This is a genomic window from Pseudomonas sp. NPDC087185 (assembly GCF_044744955.1).
Taxonomy (GTDB): domain Bacteria; phylum Pseudomonadota; class Gammaproteobacteria; order Pseudomonadales; family Pseudomonadaceae; genus Aquipseudomonas.
Genome location: NZ_JBIUZK010000002.1, coordinates 338,833 through 359,556 on the forward strand (window position 1 = coordinate 338,833; position 20,724 = coordinate 359,556).

Annotated in this window: 12 protein-coding genes; 5 read left to right on the forward strand and 7 right to left on the reverse strand. The window is 64.2% G+C overall.

The features are described 5' to 3' along the window. Position 1: 1 nt before the first annotated feature. From ACIPIJ_RS06860 to ACIPIJ_RS06875, 4 genes are read right to left on the reverse strand one after another with little or no spacing between them, the layout of a single operon-like run. Positions 2 to 1,954, reverse strand: a complete 1,953-nt coding sequence (locus tag ACIPIJ_RS06860) for an acetyl/propionyl/methylcrotonyl-CoA carboxylase subunit alpha (protein ID WP_401074164.1) — start codon at positions 1,952 to 1,954, stop codon at positions 2 to 4. Next, positions 1,951 to 2,766: a gamma-carboxygeranoyl-CoA hydratase gene (locus ACIPIJ_RS06865; protein ID WP_401074167.1), complete on the reverse strand. Its 816-nt coding sequence runs from the start codon at positions 2,764 to 2,766 to the stop codon at positions 1,951 to 1,953. Before ACIPIJ_RS06865 ends, ACIPIJ_RS06860 begins: the two co-directional genes overlap by 4 nt. Positions 2,767 to 2,769: 3 nt before the next feature. Continuing rightward, positions 2,770 to 4,377 (reverse strand): carboxyl transferase domain-containing protein, encoded by a 1,608-nt coding sequence (locus ACIPIJ_RS06870; RefSeq protein ID WP_401074170.1) that lies wholly within the window; start codon positions 4,375 to 4,377, stop codon positions 2,770 to 2,772. A 19-nt stretch (positions 4,378 to 4,396) separates the two neighbouring features. Beyond that, positions 4,397 to 5,560, reverse strand: coding sequence for an isovaleryl-CoA dehydrogenase (locus ACIPIJ_RS06875; protein WP_401074173.1), 1,164 nt, complete (start codon positions 5,558 to 5,560; stop codon positions 4,397 to 4,399). 238 nt (positions 5,561 to 5,798) lie between these two features. Here ACIPIJ_RS06875 and ACIPIJ_RS06880 point away from each other — a divergent pair, with 238 nt between their 5' ends. Further along, the gene (locus ACIPIJ_RS06880; protein ID WP_401074176.1) at positions 5,799 to 7,481 is read left to right on the forward strand and encodes an AMP-binding protein; all 1,683 of its coding nucleotides are present in this window, start codon (positions 5,799 to 5,801) and stop codon (positions 7,479 to 7,481) included. 386 nt (positions 7,482 to 7,867) lie between these two features. Here the strand turns inward: ACIPIJ_RS06880 and ACIPIJ_RS06885 are convergent, their stop codons facing one another. Further along, positions 7,868 to 8,029: a hypothetical protein gene (locus ACIPIJ_RS06885; RefSeq protein WP_172228164.1), complete on the reverse strand. Its 162-nt coding sequence runs from the start codon at positions 8,027 to 8,029 to the stop codon at positions 7,868 to 7,870. 139 nt (positions 8,030 to 8,168) lie between these two features. Between ACIPIJ_RS06885 and ACIPIJ_RS06890 the strand changes: the two genes are divergently transcribed. The 3 genes from ACIPIJ_RS06890 (at position 8,169) to glgB (ending at position 15,797) form a co-directional block, all read left to right on the forward strand. Further along, the gene (locus ACIPIJ_RS06890; RefSeq protein ID WP_401074178.1) at positions 8,169 to 10,187 is read left to right on the forward strand and encodes an alpha-1,4-glucan--maltose-1-phosphate maltosyltransferase; all 2,019 of its coding nucleotides are present in this window, start codon (positions 8,169 to 8,171) and stop codon (positions 10,185 to 10,187) included. 81 nt (positions 10,188 to 10,268) lie between these two features. Then, a complete protein-coding gene (gene treS, locus ACIPIJ_RS06895; RefSeq protein WP_401074181.1) occupies positions 10,269 to 13,586 on the forward strand; it encodes a maltose alpha-D-glucosyltransferase in 3,318 nt (1,105 codons plus the stop codon). Then, positions 13,587 to 15,797, forward strand: a complete 2,211-nt coding sequence (gene glgB / locus ACIPIJ_RS06900) for a 1,4-alpha-glucan branching protein GlgB (protein WP_401074184.1) — start codon at positions 13,587 to 13,589, stop codon at positions 15,795 to 15,797. Positions 15,798 to 15,853: 56 nt separating this feature from the next. Here glgB and ACIPIJ_RS06905 read toward each other — a convergent pair whose 3' ends face one another. Beyond that, entirely contained in the window at positions 15,854 to 16,930 is a 1,077-nt protein-coding gene (locus tag ACIPIJ_RS06905) for an autotransporter domain-containing protein (RefSeq protein ID WP_401074186.1), read from the reverse strand. Positions 16,931 to 17,469: 539 nt separating this feature from the next. Between ACIPIJ_RS06905 and ACIPIJ_RS06910 the strand changes: the two genes are divergently transcribed. After that, entirely contained in the window at positions 17,470 to 18,363 is an 894-nt protein-coding gene (locus ACIPIJ_RS06910; protein ID WP_401074188.1) for a hypothetical protein, read from the forward strand. A gap of 96 nt (positions 18,364 to 18,459) precedes the next feature. Here the strand turns inward: ACIPIJ_RS06910 and glgX are convergent, their stop codons facing one another. Then, positions 18,460 to 20,613 carry a glycogen debranching protein GlgX gene (gene glgX, locus ACIPIJ_RS06915; protein WP_401074191.1) on the reverse strand — a complete coding sequence of 718 codons (2,154 nt, stop codon included), beginning with the start codon at positions 20,611 to 20,613 and terminating at the stop codon, positions 18,460 to 18,462. Between the last annotated feature and the right edge of the window lie 111 nt (positions 20,614 to 20,724).

Genomic DNA, 20,724 nt, shown 5'->3' on the forward strand with positions numbered 1-20,724 from the left:
ATCACGCCACCAGTTCGACCAGCACCGTCCCTTCGCTGACCATATCGCCCTCCTGGCAGAACAGCGCTTTCACCGTGCCACCCTGGGGCGCGCGGATGCTGTGCTCCATCTTCATGGCTTCCAGCACCACCAGCGCTGTTCCCGCCTCCACCACCTGGCCAGGCTCGACCAGCACGCGCACGATGCTGCCGTTCATGGGGGCACCCAGCCCGCCCTGGTGCGTGTGGCTGGCGTCGGCCTCGGCAATCGGGTCGAACGCCTCGATGGCATGCATTTCACCGTCCCAGCGCAGGAACAGTGTGCGACCCCGGCGCACCGCCAGGTAACGCCGGCGCACCCCACCCGCATCAAAGCCCAGTTGTTCGCCATCCAGTTGCCAAGCCGAGGCGGCGCTGTGCTCAAGCGCAATCGCCTGGCTTTCGCCGCCACTGCGCAAGTGCAGGCTGCTGTGCGCTGGCAACCCCAGGCGCAAGCCGGATCGCTCGGCCCATGGCGAGTGGCTGTCGTCGCTGCGCAGATGCGGCGCCTGGCCCAGCAGCCAGGCCTCGCCTGCGGCTTGCCAGAAGCCCGCAGGCAGTGCCTGTGGGGCGGGCAGCAGCACGTCCTGATGACGCGGAATAAACCCGGTGTCCAGCTCGGCCGCAGCGAATGCCGGGTGGGCGAGAATGCGCCGCAGGAAGGCGATGTTGGTCTTCAGCCCGCCGATGGCGAATTCGTCGAGCATCGCCAGCAAGCGCAGGCGCGCCTGTTCGCGGTTCTCGCCCCAGGCGATCAGCTTGCCCAGCATCGGGTCGTAGAACGGCGATACGTCATCGCCCTCGCTGACCCCGCTATCCACCCGGCGGCCTTCACCCGGCGCCGACTCGCGGTACAACGCCAGGGTGCCGGTGGCGGGCAGGAACTCGTTGGCCGGGTCTTCGGCGTACAGGCGTACTTCGATGGCGTGGCCGATCAACGGCACCTGTTCCTGCGTGATCGGCAATGCCTCGCCGCAGGCCACGCGGATCTGCCAGGCCACCAGGTCAAGGCCGGTGATGGCTTCGGTGACCGGGTGCTCCACCTGCAGGCGGGTGTTCATTTCCATGAAGAAGAACTCGCCACGGGCGTCGAGCAGAAACTCCACGGTGCCAGCGCCGACGTAGCCGATGGCCTGGGCAGCGCGCACAGCGGCTTCGCCCATGGCCCGGCGCAGCTCGACCGAGAGCCCCGGCGCGGGCGCTTCCTCGACCACCTTCTGGTGGCGACGCTGGATCGAGCAGTCACGCTCGTTGAGGTACAGGCAGTTGCCGTGTTGGTCGGCGAACACCTGAATCTCCACGTGGCGCGGCTTGAGCACGTACTTTTCCACCAGCATGCGCGCATCGCCAAACGACGACTGCGCCTCGCGCTGGGCCGAGGCGAGGGCGTCGGCCAGTTGGCTTTCGTCCTCAACCACTTTCATGCCCTTGCCGCCACCGCCGGCACTGGCCTTGAGCAGCACCGGGTAACCGATGCGCTCGGCGGCGGCGCGGAAGGTTTCCAGGTCCTGGGCTTCACCGTGGTAACCCGGCACCAGCGGTACCCCGGCCGTTTCCATCAGTGCCTTGGCGGCCGACTTGCTGCCCATGGCGTCGATGGCGCTGGCCGGTGGGCCGAGGAAGATCAGCCCGGCGTCTTCGATGGCACGGGCGAAACCTGCGTTTTCGGAGAGAAAGCCATACCCCGGGTGGATGGCCTGAGCGCCGCTGGCCTTGGCGGCGGCGAGCAGTTTGTCGACCACCAGGTAGCTGTCGGCGGCCTTGCTGCCGCCCAGGTCTACGCGGATATCCGCTTCGCGGCTGTGGCGGGCATCACGGTCGGTGGCGCTGTGCACAGCCACGGTGGTCAGGCCCAGGGCCTTGGCGGTGCGCATGACCCGGCAGGCGATTTCGCCGCGGTTGGCGACCAGCAAGGTAGTCAGTGTGGGGCGGCTCATGGGCGCGGCTCCTTCTTGTGTTCGTTTTGCCAGGCGGGGCGGCGCTTTTCCAGGAAGGCGCGCAAGCCTTCCTGGCCTTCGGCGCTGACGCGTATGCGGGCGATGGTGTTTTCGCAGTAGCGGCGCAGGGCCGGGCTGAGCTCGCCGTCGTCAACCTCGCGCAGCAGCTCCTTGGTGGCGCGCAGCGCCTGCGGGCTGTTGTGCAGCAGGGTGTCCACCCAAGCCTCGACCTGCGCCTCCAATTCTGCGGCCGGATATACCTCCGCCAGCAAGCCCAGCTCGTGGGCACGCACGCCGCTGAAGCGCTCGGCGGTCAGGGCGTAACGGCGCGCGGCACGTTCGCCGATGGCCTTGACCACGAACGGGCTGATCACCGCCGGTGCCAGGCCGATGCGCACCTCCGACAGGCACAGCTGCGCGTCCTCGGCACCGATGGCCATGTCGCAGCAACTGATCAGCCCCAGCGCGCCGCCAAAGGCCGCGCCGTGCACCACGGCCAGGGTCGGCGCCTTCAGGCGGTGCAGGGCGTACATCAGCTCGCCCAGTTCATGGGCGTCATCCAGGTTGGTGTTGAAGTCCAGCTGCGCCGATTGCTGCATCCAGGCAAGGTCAGCGCCGGCGCTGAAATGCCGGCCCCGGCCGCGCAGCAGCACGAAGCGCAAGCTGGTGTCTTCGGCCAGCCGGTCGAGCGCGACGATCAGCTCGCGGATCATCTGGGCGTTGAAGGCGTTGTTCTTGTCCTCGCGGCTCAGCCACAGGGTGGCGAAGCCGCGCGGGTCGCGGGTCACTTCGAGGGTGCTGAAATCGCTCATGGGTCACATCCGGAAAATGCCGAAGCGGCTCTGTTCGATTGGCGCGTTCAACGCGGCGGACAACGCCAGGCCAAGCACGTCGCGGGTCTGCGCCGGGTCGATGACGCCGTCGTCCCACAGCCTTGCACTGGAATAGTAGGGGTGGCCCTGGTGTTCGTACTGGTCGAGGATCGGCTGCTTGAGCCGTGCTTCGTCCTCGGCGCTGAAGGCCTGGCCGCTGCGCTCGCTCTGCTCGCGCTTGACCTGCGCCAGCACCCCGGCCGCCTGTTCGGCGCCCATCACGCCAATCCGCGCATTGGGCCACATCCACAAGAAGCGCGGGTCGTAGGCGCGGCCGCACATGCCGTAGTTGCCGGCGCCGAAGCTGCCGCCGATGATCACCGTGAATTTCGGCACCTGGGCGCAGGCCACAGCGGTGACCAGCTTGGCGCCGTGCTTGGCGATGCCGCCTTCCTCATACTTTTTACCGACCATGAAACCGGTGATGTTCTGCAGGAACAGCAGCGGGATGCCGCGTTGGCAGGCCAGTTCGATGAAGTGCGCGCCTTTTTGCGCGGCTTCGGCAAAAAGGATGCCGTTGTTGGCCAGTATCGCCACCGGGTAGCCGTGCAGGTGGGCGAAGCCGCACACCAGGGTGGTGCCGAACAATGCCTTGAACTCATCGAACACCGAGCCATCGACCAGCCGCGCGATCACCTCGCGCACATCGAACGGTTGCTTGGCGTCTGCCGGCACCACCCCGTACAGCTCATCGGCGCCATACAGCGGCGCCACCGGCGCCAGGCGCTGCAGCTTGCCGAGCTTGTGCCAGTTGAGGTTGGCCACACTGCGCCGGGCCAGGGCCAGGGCATGTTCGTCGTTGTCGGCATAGTGGTCGGCCACGCCGCTGGTGCGGCAGTGCACATCGGCACCGCCGAGGTCTTCGGCGCTCACCACCTCACCGGTGGCGGCCTTCACCAGCGGTGGGCCGGCGAGGAAGATGGTCGCTTGCTGGCGCACCATGATCGCTTCGTCGGCCATGGCCGGCACATAGGCACCGCCGGCGGTGCACGAGCCCATGACCACGGCGATCTGCGGGATGCCCAGCGCGCTCATGTTGGCCTGGTTGAAGAAGATCCGCCCGAAGTGCTCGCGGTCGGGGAACACTTCGTCCTGGCGCGGCAGGTTGGCGCCGCCGGAGTCCACCAGGTAGATGCACGGCAGGCGGTTCTGCAGGGCGATGGTCTGCGCACGCAGGTGTTTTTTTACCGTCAGTGGGTAATAGGAGCCGCCTTTGACCGTGGCGTCGTTGGCCACGATCATGCATTCAACGCCTTCGACGCGGCCGATGCCGGCGATCACGCCGGCGGCGGGCACGTCTTCGCCGTATACCTCATGGGCGGCCAGTTGGCCGATCTCGAGGAATGGCGAGCCCAGGTCCAGCAGGCGGTTTATCCGTTCACGCGGCAGCAGTTTGCCCCGCGAGGTATGCCGCTCCTGGGCCTTCGACCCGCCGCCCTGCGCGATGTGGGCGAGCAGGCCGCGCAGGGCCTGGACCTGTTCGAGCATGGCCGCGCTGTTGCCGGCGAACTCCGCCGAACGCGGGTTGATCTGGGTGTGCAAGGTAGCCATGTGCGCCCGTCCCTTGTGCTCAGCGGGTTTCGTTGAACAGTTCGCGGCCGATCAGCATCCGGCGGATTTCGCTGGTGCCGGCGCCGATTTCGTACAGCTTGGCGTCGCGCAGCAGGCGGCCAGCCGGGAATTCGTTGATATAGCCATTGCCGCCGAGAATCTGGATCGCTTCCAGGGCCATTTGCGTGGCGCGTTCGGCGGTGTACAGGATCACCCCGGCGGCGTCCTTGCGGGTGGTCTCGCCACGGTCGCAGGCCTGGGCCACGGCATACAGGTAGGCGCGGCTGGCGTTGAGCTGGGTGTACATGTCGGCGATCTTGCCCTGGATCAGCTGGAACTCGCCGATGCTCTGGCCGAACTGCTTGCGGTCGTGGATGTACGGCACCACCAGGTTCATGCAGCTTTGCATGATGCCGGTGGGGCCACCGGAGAGCACCACGCGCTCGTAGTCCAGGCCGCTCATCAGCACGCGCACGCCACCGTTCAACTGGCCAAGGATGTTCTCTTCTGGCACTTCGACGTCATCGAAGAACAGCTCGCAGGTGTTGGAACCGCGCATGCCCAGCTTGTCGAACTTGTTGCTGCGGCTGAAGCCGTTCCAGTCGCGCTCGACGATGAACGCGGTGATGCCGTGCGCGCCCTTGTCCAGGTCGGTCTTGGCGTAGATCACATAGGTGTTGGCGTCGGGGCCGTTGGTGATCCAGGTCTTGCTGCCGTTGAGCACGTAGCGGTCGCCGCGCTTTTCGGCGCGCAGTTTCATCGACACCACGTCGGAGCCTGCGTTGGGCTCGCTCATGGCCAGGGCACCGATGTGCTCGCCGCTGATCAGCTTGGGCAGGTATTTCAGCTTCTGCTCGTGGCTGCCGTTGCGGTTGATCTGGTTGACGCACAGGTTGGAGTGCGCGCCGTAGGAGAGGGCCACCGACGCCGAGCCGCGGCTGATCTCTTCCATCGACACCACGTGGGCAAGGTAGCCCAGGCCGGCGCCGCCGTACTCTTCTGCGACGGTGATGCCCAGCAGGCCCATGTCGCCGAACTTGCGCCACATGTCGGCGGGGAACAGGTTGTCGTGGTCGATCTGCGCGGCGCGCGGTGCCAGCTCGGCGGCGACGAAGGTGCTTACCTGGTCACGGAGCATGTCGATGGTTTCGCCCAGGGCGAAGTTCAGGGAGGGGTAATACATGTGGGGCACCTTCTTGTTCTTGATAGTAGGAAACACCGTAGCTCATGGACTTTGCACCGCTCCCAAAGGGTTCGGTGCAGCTCCCCAAAGCGCAGCGTCTTTTTCACCTTTACGTTAACGTAAGCCTGCCTTTGCTCACTGTCAATCGACTCGTCACCTTTACGTAAACGTAAATCTGCGCCAGAGTATTGGTCGCTTGCTTCAGCCGTGCCCAGAACAACCACAAGAAGGGACACCCATGAGTCAACCCAGCTACAGCCGAGGTCGTCAGGACCACCCCTTGCTGACCCTGACCATCGGTCAGGCCTTCGATGCCACCGTGGCCCGTTACCCTGACCGCGAAGCGCTGGTGGTGCGCCACCAGGGCGTGCGTTACACCTGGCATCAGTTGGCCGAACAGGTCGACCTGCACGCCCGGGCCCTGATGACGCTAGGCGTGAGCACGGGCGACCGGGTCGGCATCTGGTCGCCCAACTGCGCCCAGTGGTGCATCCTGCAATTGGCCAGTGCCAAGGTCGGCGCGATTCTGGTCAACATCAACCCGGCCTATCGCGTGGCTGAGCTGGAGTATGTGTTGCGCCAGTCCGGCTGCCGCTGGCTGGTGTGCGCCGATGCGTTCAAGACGTCCGATTACCACGCCATGGTTCAGGAACTGGTGCCAGAGTTGGCCACTGTAGCCCTGGGTGACTTGGCCAGTGAACGCCTGCCCGAACTGCGCGGTGTGATCAGCCTGGCTGCCCAGCCGCCGCACGGTTTCCTGCCTTGGCAGGCGTTGGCCGAGCGGGCAGGGCAAACCGCAGTCGAGGCCTGCATGGCCCGCCAGCAGAGCCTGCAGTTCGACCAGCCGGTGAACATCCAGTACACCTCCGGCACCACTGGCGCGCCGAAAGGGGCGACACTCAGCCACTACAACATCCTCAACAACGGTTTCATGGTCGGCGAGAGCCTGGGCCTGACCTGTGCCGACCGCATGGTGATCCCGGTGCCGCTGTACCACTGCTTCGGCATGGTCATGGCCAACCTCGGCTGCATCACTCACGCCAGCACCATGATCTACCCCAATGACGCCTTCGACCCCGAGCTCACGTTGCGTGCGGTGGCCGAGGAGCGTGCCAGCATTCTCTATGGCGTGCCGACCATGTTCATCGCCATGCTCGACCACCCGTCACGCCAGCGCCTGGACCTTTCCACCCTGCGCAGCGGCATCATGGCCGGCGCTACCTGCCCGATCGAGGTGATGCGCCGGGTCATCGACCAGATGCACATGGCCGAAGTGCAGATCGCCTACGGCATGACCGAAACCAGCCCGGTGTCGCTGCAGACCGGCCCCGACGACGAGCTGGAACTGCGCGTGACCACGGTCGGGCGCACCCAGCCGCAGCTGGAAACCAAGCTGGTGGACGCCGAGGGCTGTATCGTTGCGCGCGGCGAAATAGGCGAGCTGTGCACCCGGGGTTACAGCGTGATGCTCGGTTACTGGGATAACCCCCAGGCCACGGCGGATGCCATCGACCCGGCCGGCTGGATGCATTCGGGTGACCTGGCGGTGATGGATGAGCACGGCCATGTGCGCATCATCGGGCGCAACAAGGACATGATCATCAGGGGCGGTGAGAACATTTACCCGCGTGAGCTGGAGGAGTTCTTCTACACCCACCCGGCGGTGGCGGATGCGCAGGTGATCGGCATCCCGTGCAGCAAATATGGGGAGGAGGTGGTGGCCTGGATCAAGCTGCACCCGGGGCACAGCGCCACGGTTGACGAGCTGCAGAGCTGGTGCAAGGCGCGCATCGCGCATTACAAGGTGCCGCGGCATTTCCGCTTCGTTGAAGCGTTTCCGATGACGGTGACCGGCAAGGTGCAGAAGTTCAGGATGCGCGAGATCAGTGTGGCCGAGCTAAGCGCTGTGTCTGCCGTCTGAGGGACTGGAGTTGCCGTCCCCCTCAGCGGTAAAGCCGCGAAAGGGACGGCAAACTAACGTGACTTTATGGCTTTGCGCAGCTCCGTGGCCAGTTCACTGACGGTGCTGTAATCACGTCGCAAACGCAGTTTGTTGTCATGCTCCAGGCACAGCAAGGCGTACTCGCATTTGTCCTTGCAGATATGCGATAGCGGTGTGCCGCCGTTGGGCTCTACAACGCCTGCATCCTGTAAATATCCGATCACACATTGCGTGTAGTAGTCACGTATCCACCACGTCGTCCTGTCCACAATCATCGGCGCTCCCGGTATCCATTAGGAGCCCCCATCATCAGCGCAACCGGGCAGTGCGACTACTGGCAGAAATACCAGTTGCCTCGTCTATCCTTAAGCCTTCACCGGTGGCTCCTGGCTTGGCGGGTCGCCCACCGTCGGCGGCACCGTCGGCTTGATCGGCAGCTCGTCCGGGTCTTGTTCCGGAACGGGCGGCGGCAGGCTCGGGTCGTCGATGTTCGGGTCGGGTGTCTCTGGTGGAATGGGAATGTTCATGGCCTGACCTCGCGGGGTAATTGAGAGGGTGGTGCAGGCTTTGATGCATGGCTGCGCCGTTTGCTCAATTTTTTTGAACCCCCCGCGTGGACGATGGCTCTGAACCCTTACCGCCGATGCCAACAGGGAGCCAGGACCGATGTCGCGTAACGAGCCCTTCGAAAGCGTACCGATGGCGAATGATCACCCCGACCAGGCCGTCAGCCTGGCCCAGGCGCTGCTGGCGCCGCGCATCGTGATCGAGGACAGCAGCCCCGTGCTCGATGGCGGCACCTTCGCCGCCAAAGCCATCAGCGGCCAGCCGGTGGCGGTCAGCAGCAAAGTCTACAGCGACGGCCATGACCGCCTGGCGGTGATGCTCAACTGGCGCCAGGCCAACAGCCGGCGTTGGCACTGCGTGCCCATGCAATCGCCCGGCAACGACTTGTGGCTGGCCGACTTCACCCCCACCGAACTGGGCCTGCACCTGTTCAGCATCGAGGCCTGGGTCGACCCGTTCGCCACCTATTGCCACGACCTGGAGAAGAAGTACCACGCCGGTGTCGAGGTCAAGCTCGAGCTCGAAGAGGGCCGCTTGCTGCTCGGCAAAGGCGCATCGCGCAGCGAGGGCCCTTTGCGTGAGCAGATAGAGGGCTTGCAGGCACGGCTGCTGGAGTTGTCCCCGGATGACCAGGTTGCGTTGCTGTTGGGTGACGAAGCCACTCGGCTGATGAGCGAAGCCGAACACCGCAGCTTCCTCACCCGCAGCAGCGAGTTCCCCCTCGATGTCGATCGCCCGGCCGCGCAGTTCGCCAGTTGGTACGAGCTGTTTCCGCGCTCGATCACCGACAGCCCCGAGCGCCACGGCACCTTCAACGACGTCCACGAGCGCCTGCCAATGATCCGCGACATGGGCTTCGACGTGCTGTACTTCCCGCCCATTCATCCCATCGGCAAACAGCATCGCAAGGGCCGCAACAACGCCCTGCAAGCCGAGCCCAATGATCCGGGCAGCCCCTACGCCATCGGCAGCGCCGAAGGCGGGCACGACGCCATTCACCCTGAGCTGGGCAGCCGCGAGGACTTCCGCCGCCTGGTCGCCGCTGCCGCCGAGCACGGCCTGGAAATCGCCCTGGATTTCGCCATCCAGTGCTCCCAGGACCACCCGTGGTTGCAGGAGCACCCCGGCTGGTTCAGCTGGCGCCCCGACGGCACCATCCGCTACGCCGAGAACCCGCCGAAAAAGTACCAGGACATCGTCAACGTCGATTTCTATGCCGCCGACGCCGTGCCGTCGTTGTGGCTGGCCCTGCGCGACGTGGTGGTGGGCTGGGTCGAGGAGGGCGTTAAAACCTTCCGCGTCGACAACCCGCACACCAAGCCGCTGCCGTTCTGGCAATGGCTGATCGGCAATGTGCGCAGCCAGTACCCGGACGTGATCTTTCTCGCCGAGGCCTTCACCAAGCCAGCCATGATGGCGCGTTTGGGCAAGGTGGGTTATGCGCAGAGCTACACCTACTTCACCTGGCGCAACACCAAACAGGAATTGCGCGAGTATTTCGAAGAACTCAACCAGCCGCCATGGAGCCAGTGCTACCGGCCCAACTTCTTCGTCAACACGCCGGACATCAACCCATTTTTCCTGCACACCTCGGGGCGGGCGGGTTTTCTCATCCGCGCCGCGCTGGCAACCATGGGGTCGGGGCTGTGGGGCATGTACTCGGGCTTTGAGCTGTGCGAGGGCACGCCGTTGCCGGGCAAGGAGGAATACCTGGACTCGGAGAAGTATGAGATCCGCCCGCGCGACTTCACTCAGCCTGGCAACATCATCGCCGAGATCGCCCAGCTCAATCGCATCCGCCGGCAGAACCGCGCCCTGCAGACGCACCTTGGCGTGGCCTTCTTCAACTGCTGGAACGACAACATTCTGTATTTCGCCAAACGCACGCCCGAGCGCGACAACTACATCCTGGTCGCGATCAGCCTCGACCCGCACAACGCGCAGGAGGCCAGTTTCGAGCTGCCGTTGTGGGAGCTGGGGCTGGATGACGATGCCGATACGATCGGCGAGGACTTGATGAACGGCCACCGCTGGACCTGGCATGGCAAGACCCAATGGATGCGCATCGAGCCGTGGCATCAGCCGTTTGGCATCTGGCGCATCGAAAAGGCCCGTTAGGCCTTGAACCAGGGCCGCTGGGCTGCACAGCAGCCCCCAAACCACGCAGGTGCGGATCCGCAGAATTGAAAGGAGTCACCCATGGCCAAGCGTTCCCGCCCGGCAGCTTTCATCGACGACCCGCTGTGGTACAAGGACGCCGTGATCTACCAGCTGCACATCAAGTCGTTCTTCGATGCCAACAACGACGGCATCGGTGATTTCGCAGGCCTGATCAGCAAGCTCGACTACATCGCCGAACTGGGCGTCAACACCCTCTGGCTGCTGCCGTTCTACCCCTCGCCGCGGCGTGATGACGGTTACGACATCGCCGAGTACAAAGCCGTGCATGCCGACTACGGCAGCATGGCCGACGCCAAGCGCTTCATCGCCGAAGCGCACAAACGCGGCCTGCGGGTGATCACCGAGCTGGTCATCAACCACACCAGCGACCAGCACCCGTGGTTCCAGCGCGCGCGGCTGGCCAAGCGTGGCAGCAAGGCGCGCGACTTCTACGTGTGGTCGGATGACGACCAGAAGTACGACGGCACGCGGATCATCTTCCTCGACACCGAAAAGTCCAACTGGACCTGGGACCCGGTCGCCGGGCAGTACTTCTGGCACCGCTTCTATTCGCACCAGCCGGACCTCAACTTCGACAACCCGCAGGTGCTCAAGGCGGTGATCGGGGTGATGCGCTTCTGGCTCGACCTGGGCGTCGACGGCCTGCGCCTGGATGCGATCCCGTACCTGATCGAACGCGACGGCACCCACAACGAAAACCTCCCCGAGACCCACCGCGTGCTCAAGGCGATCCGCGCCGAGATCGACGCCAACTACCCCGACCGCATGCTGCTGGCCGAGGCCAATCAATGGCCCGAGGACACCCGCCCCTACTTCGGCGAAGGCGACGGCGACGAGTGCCACATGGCCTTCCACTTCCCGTTGATGCCGCGCATGTACATGGCCTTGGCCATGGAGGACCGCTTTCCGATCACCGACATTCTGCGCCAGACCCCGGAAATCCCCGCCAACTGCCAGTGGGCGATCTTCCTGCGCAACCACGATGAGCTGACCCTCGAGATGGTCACCGACCGCGAGCGCGACTACCTGTGGAACTATTACGCCGAAGACCGTCGAGCGCGCATCAACCTCGGCATCCGCCGCCGCCTGGCGCCGCTGCTGCAACGTGACCGTCGGCGCATCGAACTGCTCACGAGCCTGCTACTGTCGATGCCCGGCACCCCCACGCTTTACTACGGCGACGAACTGGGCATGGGCGACAACATCTACCTGGGCGACCGCGATGGGGTGCGCACGCCCATGCAGTGGTCACCAGACCGCAACGGCGGTTTCTCCAAGGCCGACCCGCAGCGCCTGGTGCTGCCGCCGATCATGGACCCGCTATACGGTTACCAGACCGTCAACGTCGAGGCGCAGTCCCACGACCCTCACTCACTGTTGAACTGGAACCGCCGCCTGCTGGCGGTGCGCAACCAGCAGAAGGCCTTTGGCCGCGGCAGCTTGCGCACGCTCACACCGAGCAACCGGCGCATCCTGGCGTACATCCGCGAATACACCGATGCCGAGGGCAACCATGAGGTCATTCTCTGCGTCGCCAACGTCTCCCGTGCGGCGCAGGCGGCGGAACTGGAGTTATCGCAGTACGCCGACAAGGTGCCGGTGGAGATGCTCGGCGGCAGCGCCTTTCCGCCGATCGGCCAGTTGCCGTTCCTGCTGACCTTGCCGCCTTACGCTTTTTACTGGTTCCTGCTGGCATCACACGACCGCATGCCCAGCTGGCACGTCCAACCGACCGAGGGGTTGCCGGAATTGACCACACTGGTGCTGCGCAAACGCATGGAGGAGCTGCTCGAGGCGCCTTCCAGCGACATATTGCAGGGCTCGATCCTGCCGCAATACTTGCCCAAGCGCCGCTGGTTCGCTGGCAAGGAAGGCCCCATCGACCAGGTGCGACTGCGTTACGGCGTGCGCTTCGGCACGGCCACCACGCCGGTGCTGCTCAGCGAAATCGAAGTGCTCGGCGATGGCGTGGCCAACCAGTACCAACTGCCATTCGGGTTTCTGCCTGAAGAGCAGATCAACACTGCATTGCCACAGCAGCTGGCGCTTTCGCGGGTACGCCGTGGCCGGCAGGTGGGTTTGATCACGGATGCCTTCGTGCTCGAACCGTTCATTCGCGCCGTGCTGCGCGCCTGCCAGGAGGGCATGCGCTTGCCTTGTGGAAACGACCTTGGCGAGCTGCGTTTCCAGTGCACCGATCAGCTGGTCGGCCTGGGGCTCGACGGGGACAGCGCCGTGCGCTACCTGAGCGCCGAGCAGTCCAACAGCTCGGTGGTGGTCGGTGATCGCGTGGTGCTCAAGCTGATCCGCCGGGTCAACCCCGGTGTTCACCCGGAGCTGGAAATGAGCGCCTACCTGACGGCTGCCGGTTTCACCAACATTTCGCCGCTGCTGGCCTGGGTCAGCCGCGTGGACGACGCGAATGCGCCGCACCTGCTGATGATTGCCCAGGGATACCTGAGCAACCAGGGCGATGCCTGGGCCTGGAGCCAGAACACCCTGGAGCGGGCTATCCGCGACGAGATGGAGCCGGCCAGCAACGACCCGGAGGCGCACACCGACGCGCTGGCCGAACTCAATGGTTTTGCCGCCTTGCTTGGCCAGCGCCTGGGCGAGATGCACCTGCTGCTGGCCGCACCGAGCGAGGATGCCGCCTTCCAGCCACGCGCCAGTGATGGCCAGGACAGCGACCGCTGGGCCCGCCAGATCGGCGCCGAGCTCAACCATGCCCTCGACCTGCTGGCCCAGCACCGCGACAGCCTGGACAGCGACAGCCAGGCCCTGGTCGACGACCTGCAGCAGCAACGTGACGGCCTGGCCCAGCACATCGCCAACCTCGCCCATCAAGCCCAGGGTGGGCTGCTGATGCGCGTGCACGGCGACCTGCACCTGGGCCAGGTGCTGGTGGTGCAGGGGGATGCTTACCTCATCGATTTCGAAGGCGAGCCGTCGCGTCCGCTGGACGAGCGCCGGGCCAAGCACAGCCCGTACAAGGATGTCAGCGGCGTGTTGCGATCCTTCGACTATGCTGCTGCGATGATCCTGCGCAGCGCCTCGGCGGTAGACCTTTCCGAGGCAGCACGGCAGGCTCGTCAGCGGGTCGCCCGGCAGTACCTGCACCAGTCGCGCCATGCCTTCGTCGAAGCCTACGGCTTGGCCACCGCCGCCATGCCCCACGCCTGGCAACAGGCCGAAGGCGAACGCGCCGCACTGGAACTGTTCTGCCTGGAAAAAGCCGCCTACGAGATCACGTATGAAGCCGAGAACCGGCCGAGTTGGCTGGCCGTGCCTTTGCATGGCCTGCATGGATTGATCAGTACCTGGGGAGAGTCTTAGATGAATGCAACTACGCGTGACAACGGTGGCCTTCGGCAGCGGGAGCTCGATGCCCTTGCCCGCGCCGAGCACGCCGATCCTTTCGCCGTACTGGGCCCCCATGGCGATGGCGCGGGTGGATTGTGGGTTCGCGCCTTCCTGCCGGCCGCCCTGAACGCACGGGTGCTGGCCCGCCAAGACGGGCGTGTGCTGGCCGAAATGGCGCAGGGCAGCCTGCCTGGCCTGTTTATCGCGCACCTGGATGATGCACAGCCGTACCTGCTGCAGATCGGCTGGGCCGGTGGCGAGCAGGTGACCGAAGACCCTTACAGCTTTGGCCCGCAATTGGGCGACATGGACCTGCACCTGTTTGCCGAAGGCAACCACCGTGACCTGTCGGGGCGCTTTGGTGCGCAGCCGACCCGGGTCGACGGTGTCGATGGCGTGTGCTTTTCGGTGTGGGCGCCGAATGCGCGGCGGGTGTCGGTGGTGGGCGATTTCAACAACTGGGATGGCCGCCGCCACCCGATGCGCCTGCGTCACAGCGCTGGGGTGTGGGAGTTGTTCGTGCCACGCCTTGGGGTAGGCGAAACCTATAAGTACGAGGTGCTGGGCAAGGACGGCATCCTGCCGCTCAAGGCCGACCCGCTGGCGCGCGCCACCGAGTTACCGCCCAGCACGGCGTCGAAGGTGGCGGGGGCGTTGTCCCATGAATGGCACGATCACGACTGGATGGAGCACCGCGCCCATCGGCACGCCTACAGCGCACCCCTGTCGATCTACGAGCTGCACCCAGGCTCCTGGCAGTGCGAGTTGGACGACCTGGGCGAAGTGTCGCGCTTCTACAACTGGCGCGAACTGGCCGAACGCCTGGTGCCCTACGTGCAGCAGCTCAACTTCACCCACATCGAACTGCTGCCGATCATGGAGCACCCGTTCGGTGGCTCATGGGGCTACCAGCCGCTGTCGATGTTCGCGCCGACTTCGCGCTATGGCACGCCTGAAGATTTCGCGGCATTCATCGACGCCTGCCACCAGGGCGGCATCGGGGTGATCCTCGACTGGGTGCCGGCGCATTTCCCCACCGACGAACATGGCCTGGCGCGCTTCGACGGCACGGCCCTGTACGAGTACGACAACCCGCTGGAAGGCTTCCATCAGGACTGGAACACGCTGATCTACAACCTGGGCCGCAACGAGGTGCGCGGTTTCATGCTGGCCTCGGCGCTGCACTGGCTCAAGCACTTCCACATCGACGGCCTGCGCGTCGATGCGGTGGCCTCGATGCTGTACCGCGACTACTCGCGCAAGGCTGGCGAGTGGGTGCCCAACCGCCACGGCGGTCGCGAGAACCTTGAAGCCATCGACTTCATCCGCCACCTCAACGGTGTGGCCGCCCACGAAGCGCCGGGCGCGCTGATCATCGCCGAGGAGTCCACCGCTTGGCCTGGCGTCAGCCAGCCAACCCAGCAAGGCGGCCTGGGCTTTGCCTACAAGTGGAACATGGGCTGGATGCACGACACCCTGCACTACATCCAGAACGACCCGGTGCACCGTGCCCACCACCACAACGAAATGAGCTTCGGCCTGATCTATGCGTACTCCGAGCATTTCATCCTGCCGATCTCCCATGACGAAGTGGTGCACGGCAAGCATTCGCTGATCGACAAGATGCCCGGTGACCGCTGGCAGAAGTTTGCCAACCTGCGGGCCTACCTGACCTTCATGTGGACGCACCCGGGCAAGAAGCTGCTGTTCATGGGCTGCGAGTTCGGCCAGTGGCGCGAGTGGAACCATGATCACCAGCTGGACTGGTACCTGCTGCAGTACCCCGAACACCAGGGTGTACAGCGTCTGGTGGGCGATCTCAACCGCTTGTACCGTGATTTGCCGGCATTGCACGAGCAGGACTGCCAGCCGCAAGGTTTCCAGTGGCTGATTGGCGATGATGCGCACAACAGCGTGTACGCCTGGTTGCGCTGGAGCAGCCATGGCGAGCCGTTGCTGGTGGTGGCCAACTTCACCCCGGTGCCGCGCGAGGGGTATCGGATTGGCGTGCCGTTTGGTGAGCGCTGGCAGGAGTTGCTCAACAGCGATGCCGAGCTGTATGCGGGGTCGAATGTGGGCAACCTGGGGGCGGTGGAGAGTGATGACATTGGTAGCCATGGGCAGCCGCTGTCTTTGGCCTTGAACCTGCCGCCGTTGGGGGTACTGGTGATGAAACCAGCCTGATCGGTTGCCAGTGCCGGCCTCTTCACGGGGCAAGCCCGCAAAGAGGCCGGCACGGGTCACCACCGCATCCGCACACCCAGGCTGCCAATCAACCCATTCAGGTCATTGTCATCCACATCACTGCTGTAATCGGCACTGACGAACAGCGCCAACGAAGGCGTGACCCGCGCCACCAGCCCCAACCCCAGTTCCACGGTGGTCGAGTAGCGCGAACCGGAAATCTTGTCGACCTGGTCCAGCTTCACTTCGTCGGCATTGCTGAAGTCATACCAGACGTTGGTCCGCACATAGGGTTCGATCGGCATGCCCCGCACTTCGTAGTGCCCGGACAACTTGGCACCGACCCGGCCGCTCCAGGTGGGCTGGCTGTCGAACGCCTGCAGGGTCTCCTCCTGCACCTGGCTGCCGGGGAAGAACTGTTGGTTGATCAACTGTGCCTGCGGCTCGATCACCCAGTTGCCACCCAGGCGGATCGGGTAACCACCTTCCACCGAAAAGGTCATTGCGTGGCCACTGTCGTCTAGCCGCTGGCCACTCTCGCCACGGCCCATCACATCGATGCGCGACCCCATGGCCACGGCATCCAGGTGCCAACCCTGCTCATGGGTCATGCTCCAGTACACCCCCAGGCTCTCACCGCTGAGGTTGACCGCGTTGCGCTGCTTGTCGCCGAGCAGCGGCCGGCTGCCGTTCAAGCTGCTTTGCAGGTTGTTATGGCCAACGAATATCCCCGCGCGGTGCACGTTGCCGGCGCCGGTTTCGCGAACGAACAGGTCTGGGCCGATCATCAGTTGCTGGCTGGGGGCTTCCAACTGGTCAGGCGCCTGCGCCCCAGGCCGCGCTGTGCCCGGGAAGAATTGCGCCCATTGGCTGGCGACCAGGTCGGGAGCCGCCGGGCCATGGCGCTCGGCCATCTTGTCGCTGAAGGCCGTCAGCGTGCCCAGGCTCAGGCCGCTGGCGCTGACCGGGTCGAGTGACAGCTGCAGCATCGCCGGTTGCTGCAGGAACGGGGGCGAGCTAGGGTCGTCCTGCCAGTCGAAGGCGAAGGTTTCCACCGGGGTTGCCAGAAGCATCGACGTGGAAACCGCGTAGAAAATACGGTCGAAACGCAAGGGGTTCGAGGTGGTTTTCATGGCGGATCTCCTTTGTTTTTGTGGGATACAGCCCAAGGACCTGGCCTGACTGTCACGAGCTGTACGGCAAAAACAGAGGGCGACCCAAACCAGCACGCCAGCTTTCGCAGGCACGCACGAAGGCGCGAGCTAGAGGCCCGGCGCGAGTTTTTACGACTAGATAATCTTCAGCTAAGGAGAGGTAAGGGCTTGCGTCAAGAAAGTGTTAAAAAAGCGTACACCCGGTGTGAATCGGGTTAAGGTCATGATTTGTATGGAGATTCCAGTAGGCATAGCGGTAATTGCTATTTGCGGCCAGCTGGCTATGCCGAATCATTGCTAAAGGCGCTGCTATTGGGCCAGTTGCAGATGATCGGAAAGGTGCCGCCAAGTTTTGTACTCCAGAATCCGCTGCGCATGGCTATTGCCTGATGCTGCGAATTTTCGTTCAGAACGCTGTGATGACGCCGACTTACCCGGCCCATGAAACAAGCAGATGATACAGCTCCTTTTCCCACTGTCAGCGCTAAGGCTGCCCTCAATGGCAAGGAGTCAGAACGATGAAACCCTTCCCGCACGCCCCTCGACAAAAGCCACTCGCGGCAGCAAGAAATGCAACGAAGTTGCCCGCCGCAGGCATTCATCATGAGTACCAGGCCATCAGGGCAGCGGCCAACATACTGCGCGATTGCCGGATTGAAACCGAGTGTTTTCTATCCTGTAAACGTGCCACGGTGGCCATCAGCGTCGCGGGAAGCATGACCAAGCGCGCGCTGGTCTCGGCTGCCGGCCTGGGCGGTGCAGCGGCAGGTTCGATTGTGCCTGTGGTGGGCACATTATCAGGCGGCTACCTGGCCGCGACCGCTGCGGATACCTTTCTGCCAGGCTACACCGTGATGCCAGATACCGATCCGGGAAAGAAAATCGAAGGGCTATCCCGAGGGATGTTCGGGAAAATGGCCAGTGCTACGTACTACTTCAACGAGGCCAGGGACGTGCTCATTGACGATGTGGGAAACAGGCTCATCAATCAAGGCCTGGCGGCCGTGGGCACTGCTGCGCCTCCCGTGTCTGCGCCGATTGTGTGGGCCTTCAACCATGGCAAAGACCTGCTGAAGGTGAAAAACACTTCAAAACCCGACGTGGTTCGGCAACTGCAGGTGGGGTTGTGGAGGGCCGAGCATGTGATTGAAACGCTGGATGCCCGAATCCGCACTGCGTTCAGGACACGTGGCAGGTTGCGGCAGTATCACGACCTGCTGTGCATGCCATCGGGCCCACGGGAGATAGGCGTGGAAGTGCTCAACCACCCCACCAACCCTGCGCATTGGATACGGCAATCGCGCTACGAAAAGCACCATGCCAATGCCAAGGCAGAGTTGGAGAAGTTGAAGCGCTTCATCGGCGAGGCTTCCATGGCGGTGCATTCCCCAGCAAAGGGCGCAGCAGCCTGAAACCCACCTGCGCTGTCCCGTGACTGCGTCGATCCCGGTCGGCGGCGGCGCCTGGCCAATAGCCTAGCCCGTATCCTCGCTGGCGTGCGCCGTTGGTCATTCTTCCTCGCGCTGCAACACCATCAACAGGAACGAGCGCCCTTTGACCTCGAATGTGGTCTCGAACTGCAGATGCTGCCCTTTGCGCAGCTCTGGTCGGTCGGTATCCACCAGGCAGCTCCAGTAATCGCCCTCCGGCACCACGGGCAATAGGAACGGCACCACATCGTGATGCGCATTGACGATCAGCAGCACCGTCGCCTCCGACCCAGGCCGGGCGATCCCACTGACCTGCGCCCGCCCATCGATCAGCATACCTAAACAGCGCCCGTGCGGGTCTTCCCACTGCTCCACGCTCATCTCGCTGCCATCCGGCGCCAGCCAGGTCACGTCCTTGACCCCGATCGCCTCGTTGTAGTCGCCGACCAGGAAGCGTGAGCGGCGTAGCACGGGGTAGGCCAGGCGCAGGCGGGTCAGGCGTTTGACGAAGGCCAGCAGGTCCTTGCCGTCCTCATCCAGGTCCCAGTTCACCCAGCCGATTTCGCTGTCCTGGCAATAGGCATTGTTGTTGCCGTGCTGGGTACGGCTGAACTCGTCCCCGGCGACGATCATCGGCGTGCCCTGGGCCAGTAGCAGGGTAGCGAAATAGTTGCGCATCTGGCGCATACGCAGGGCGTTGATTTCAGGATCGTCGGTAGGGCCCTCGACGCCGCAATTCCACGACAGGTTGTTGTCGGTGCCGTCCTGGTTGTTCTCGTCGTTGTCTTCGTTGTGCTTGCTGTTGTACGACACCAGGTCGCGCAGGGTAAAGCCGTCGTGCGCGGTAATGAAATTGACCGATGAATGCGGTCGCCGGCCCCTGTTGTTGAACATGTCGCCTGAGGCAGTCATGCGCGAGGCGAAGTCCGCCAGCTGGCCTTCGTCGCCTTTCCAGAAGGCGCGGGCCGTGTCGCGGAAGCGGTCGTTCCATTCAGCCCAGCCGGGTGCGAAATTGCCCACCTGGTAGCCGCCGGGGCCACAGTCCCAGGGTTCTGCGATCAGTTTGACCTGGCTGAGCATCGGGTCCTGGCGGCAGGCGACGAGGAAGCCATGGCGTTCGCTGTAGCCGTCGTGGTAACGGCCAAGGATGGTCGCGAGGTCGAAGCGAAAGCCGTCCACGTGCATCTCGCCGGCCCAGTAGCGCAGCGAGTCGGTGACCAGCTGCAGCACGCACGGGTGGCTGAGGTCGAGGGTGTTGCCGGTGCCGGAATCGTTGATGTAGTAACGCTTGTCATCGGGCATCAGCCGGTAGTACGAGGCGTTGTCGATGCCGCGCATGGACAGCGTCGGGCCACGCTCGTTGCCTTCGGCGGTATGGTTGTAGACCACATCGAGGATCACCTCAAGGCCTGCATCGTGCAGGTGCGCGACCATCTCCTTGAACTCGGCGATCTTGCCGCTGGCCAGGTAGCGCGGGTGCGGCGCGAAGAAGGCGATGCTGTTGTAGCCCCAGTAGTTGTTCAGGCCTTTGTCCAGCAGGTGCTGGTCGTTGACGAAGGCATGAATCGGTAGCAGCTCGATGCTCGACACGCCAAGGTCCTTGATGTGCTTGAGCAGCTCGTCGTTGGCCAGGCCGGCAAAGGTGCCGCGCAGTTCTTCCGGCACAGCCGGGTGGCGCATGCTGATCCCGCGGGCATGCGCTTCGTAGATGATCGTGCGCTCCCACGGGATCTGCACGCGCTGGTCGCGGCCCCAGGTGAATGCCGGGTCGATGACCTTGCACTTGGGCACGAAGGGCGCGCTGTCGCGCTCGTCGAACGACAGGTCGCCGTCGGGGTGGCCGATGGTGTAGCCGAACAGCGCCTCGGACCACTTCAGGCTGCCGACCAGTTGCTTGGCGTAGGGGTCGATCAGCAGTTTGTTGGGGTTGAAGCGGTGGCCGTTCTCCGGCTCGTAGGGGCCGTAGACGCGGTAGCCATAGACAAGGCCCGGATGGGCGTCGGGCAGGTAGCCGTGGTAGATCTCGTCGGTGTATTCGGGCAGTTCGATGCGCTCGATTTCCTGCTCGCCGGTGGAGTCGAACAGGCACAGTTCGACCTTGGTCGCGTTGGCCGAGAACAGGGCGAAATTGACCCCCAGGCCATCCCAAGTGGCGCCGAGCGGGAACGGCATGCCCTCGCGCAGGCGGGATGGGGCGATGGAGCGGGTTTTCTTGGGGGTGCGGGGGCTCATGGCAGTCCTCGGATGGCCGTGGGGAAGGGGATCAGCGGTATCTCAGGGGTGGCCTCTTCGTGGGGCAAGCCCGCTCCCGTACACACCCCACCACGCCTGAGGGCAGGGCGG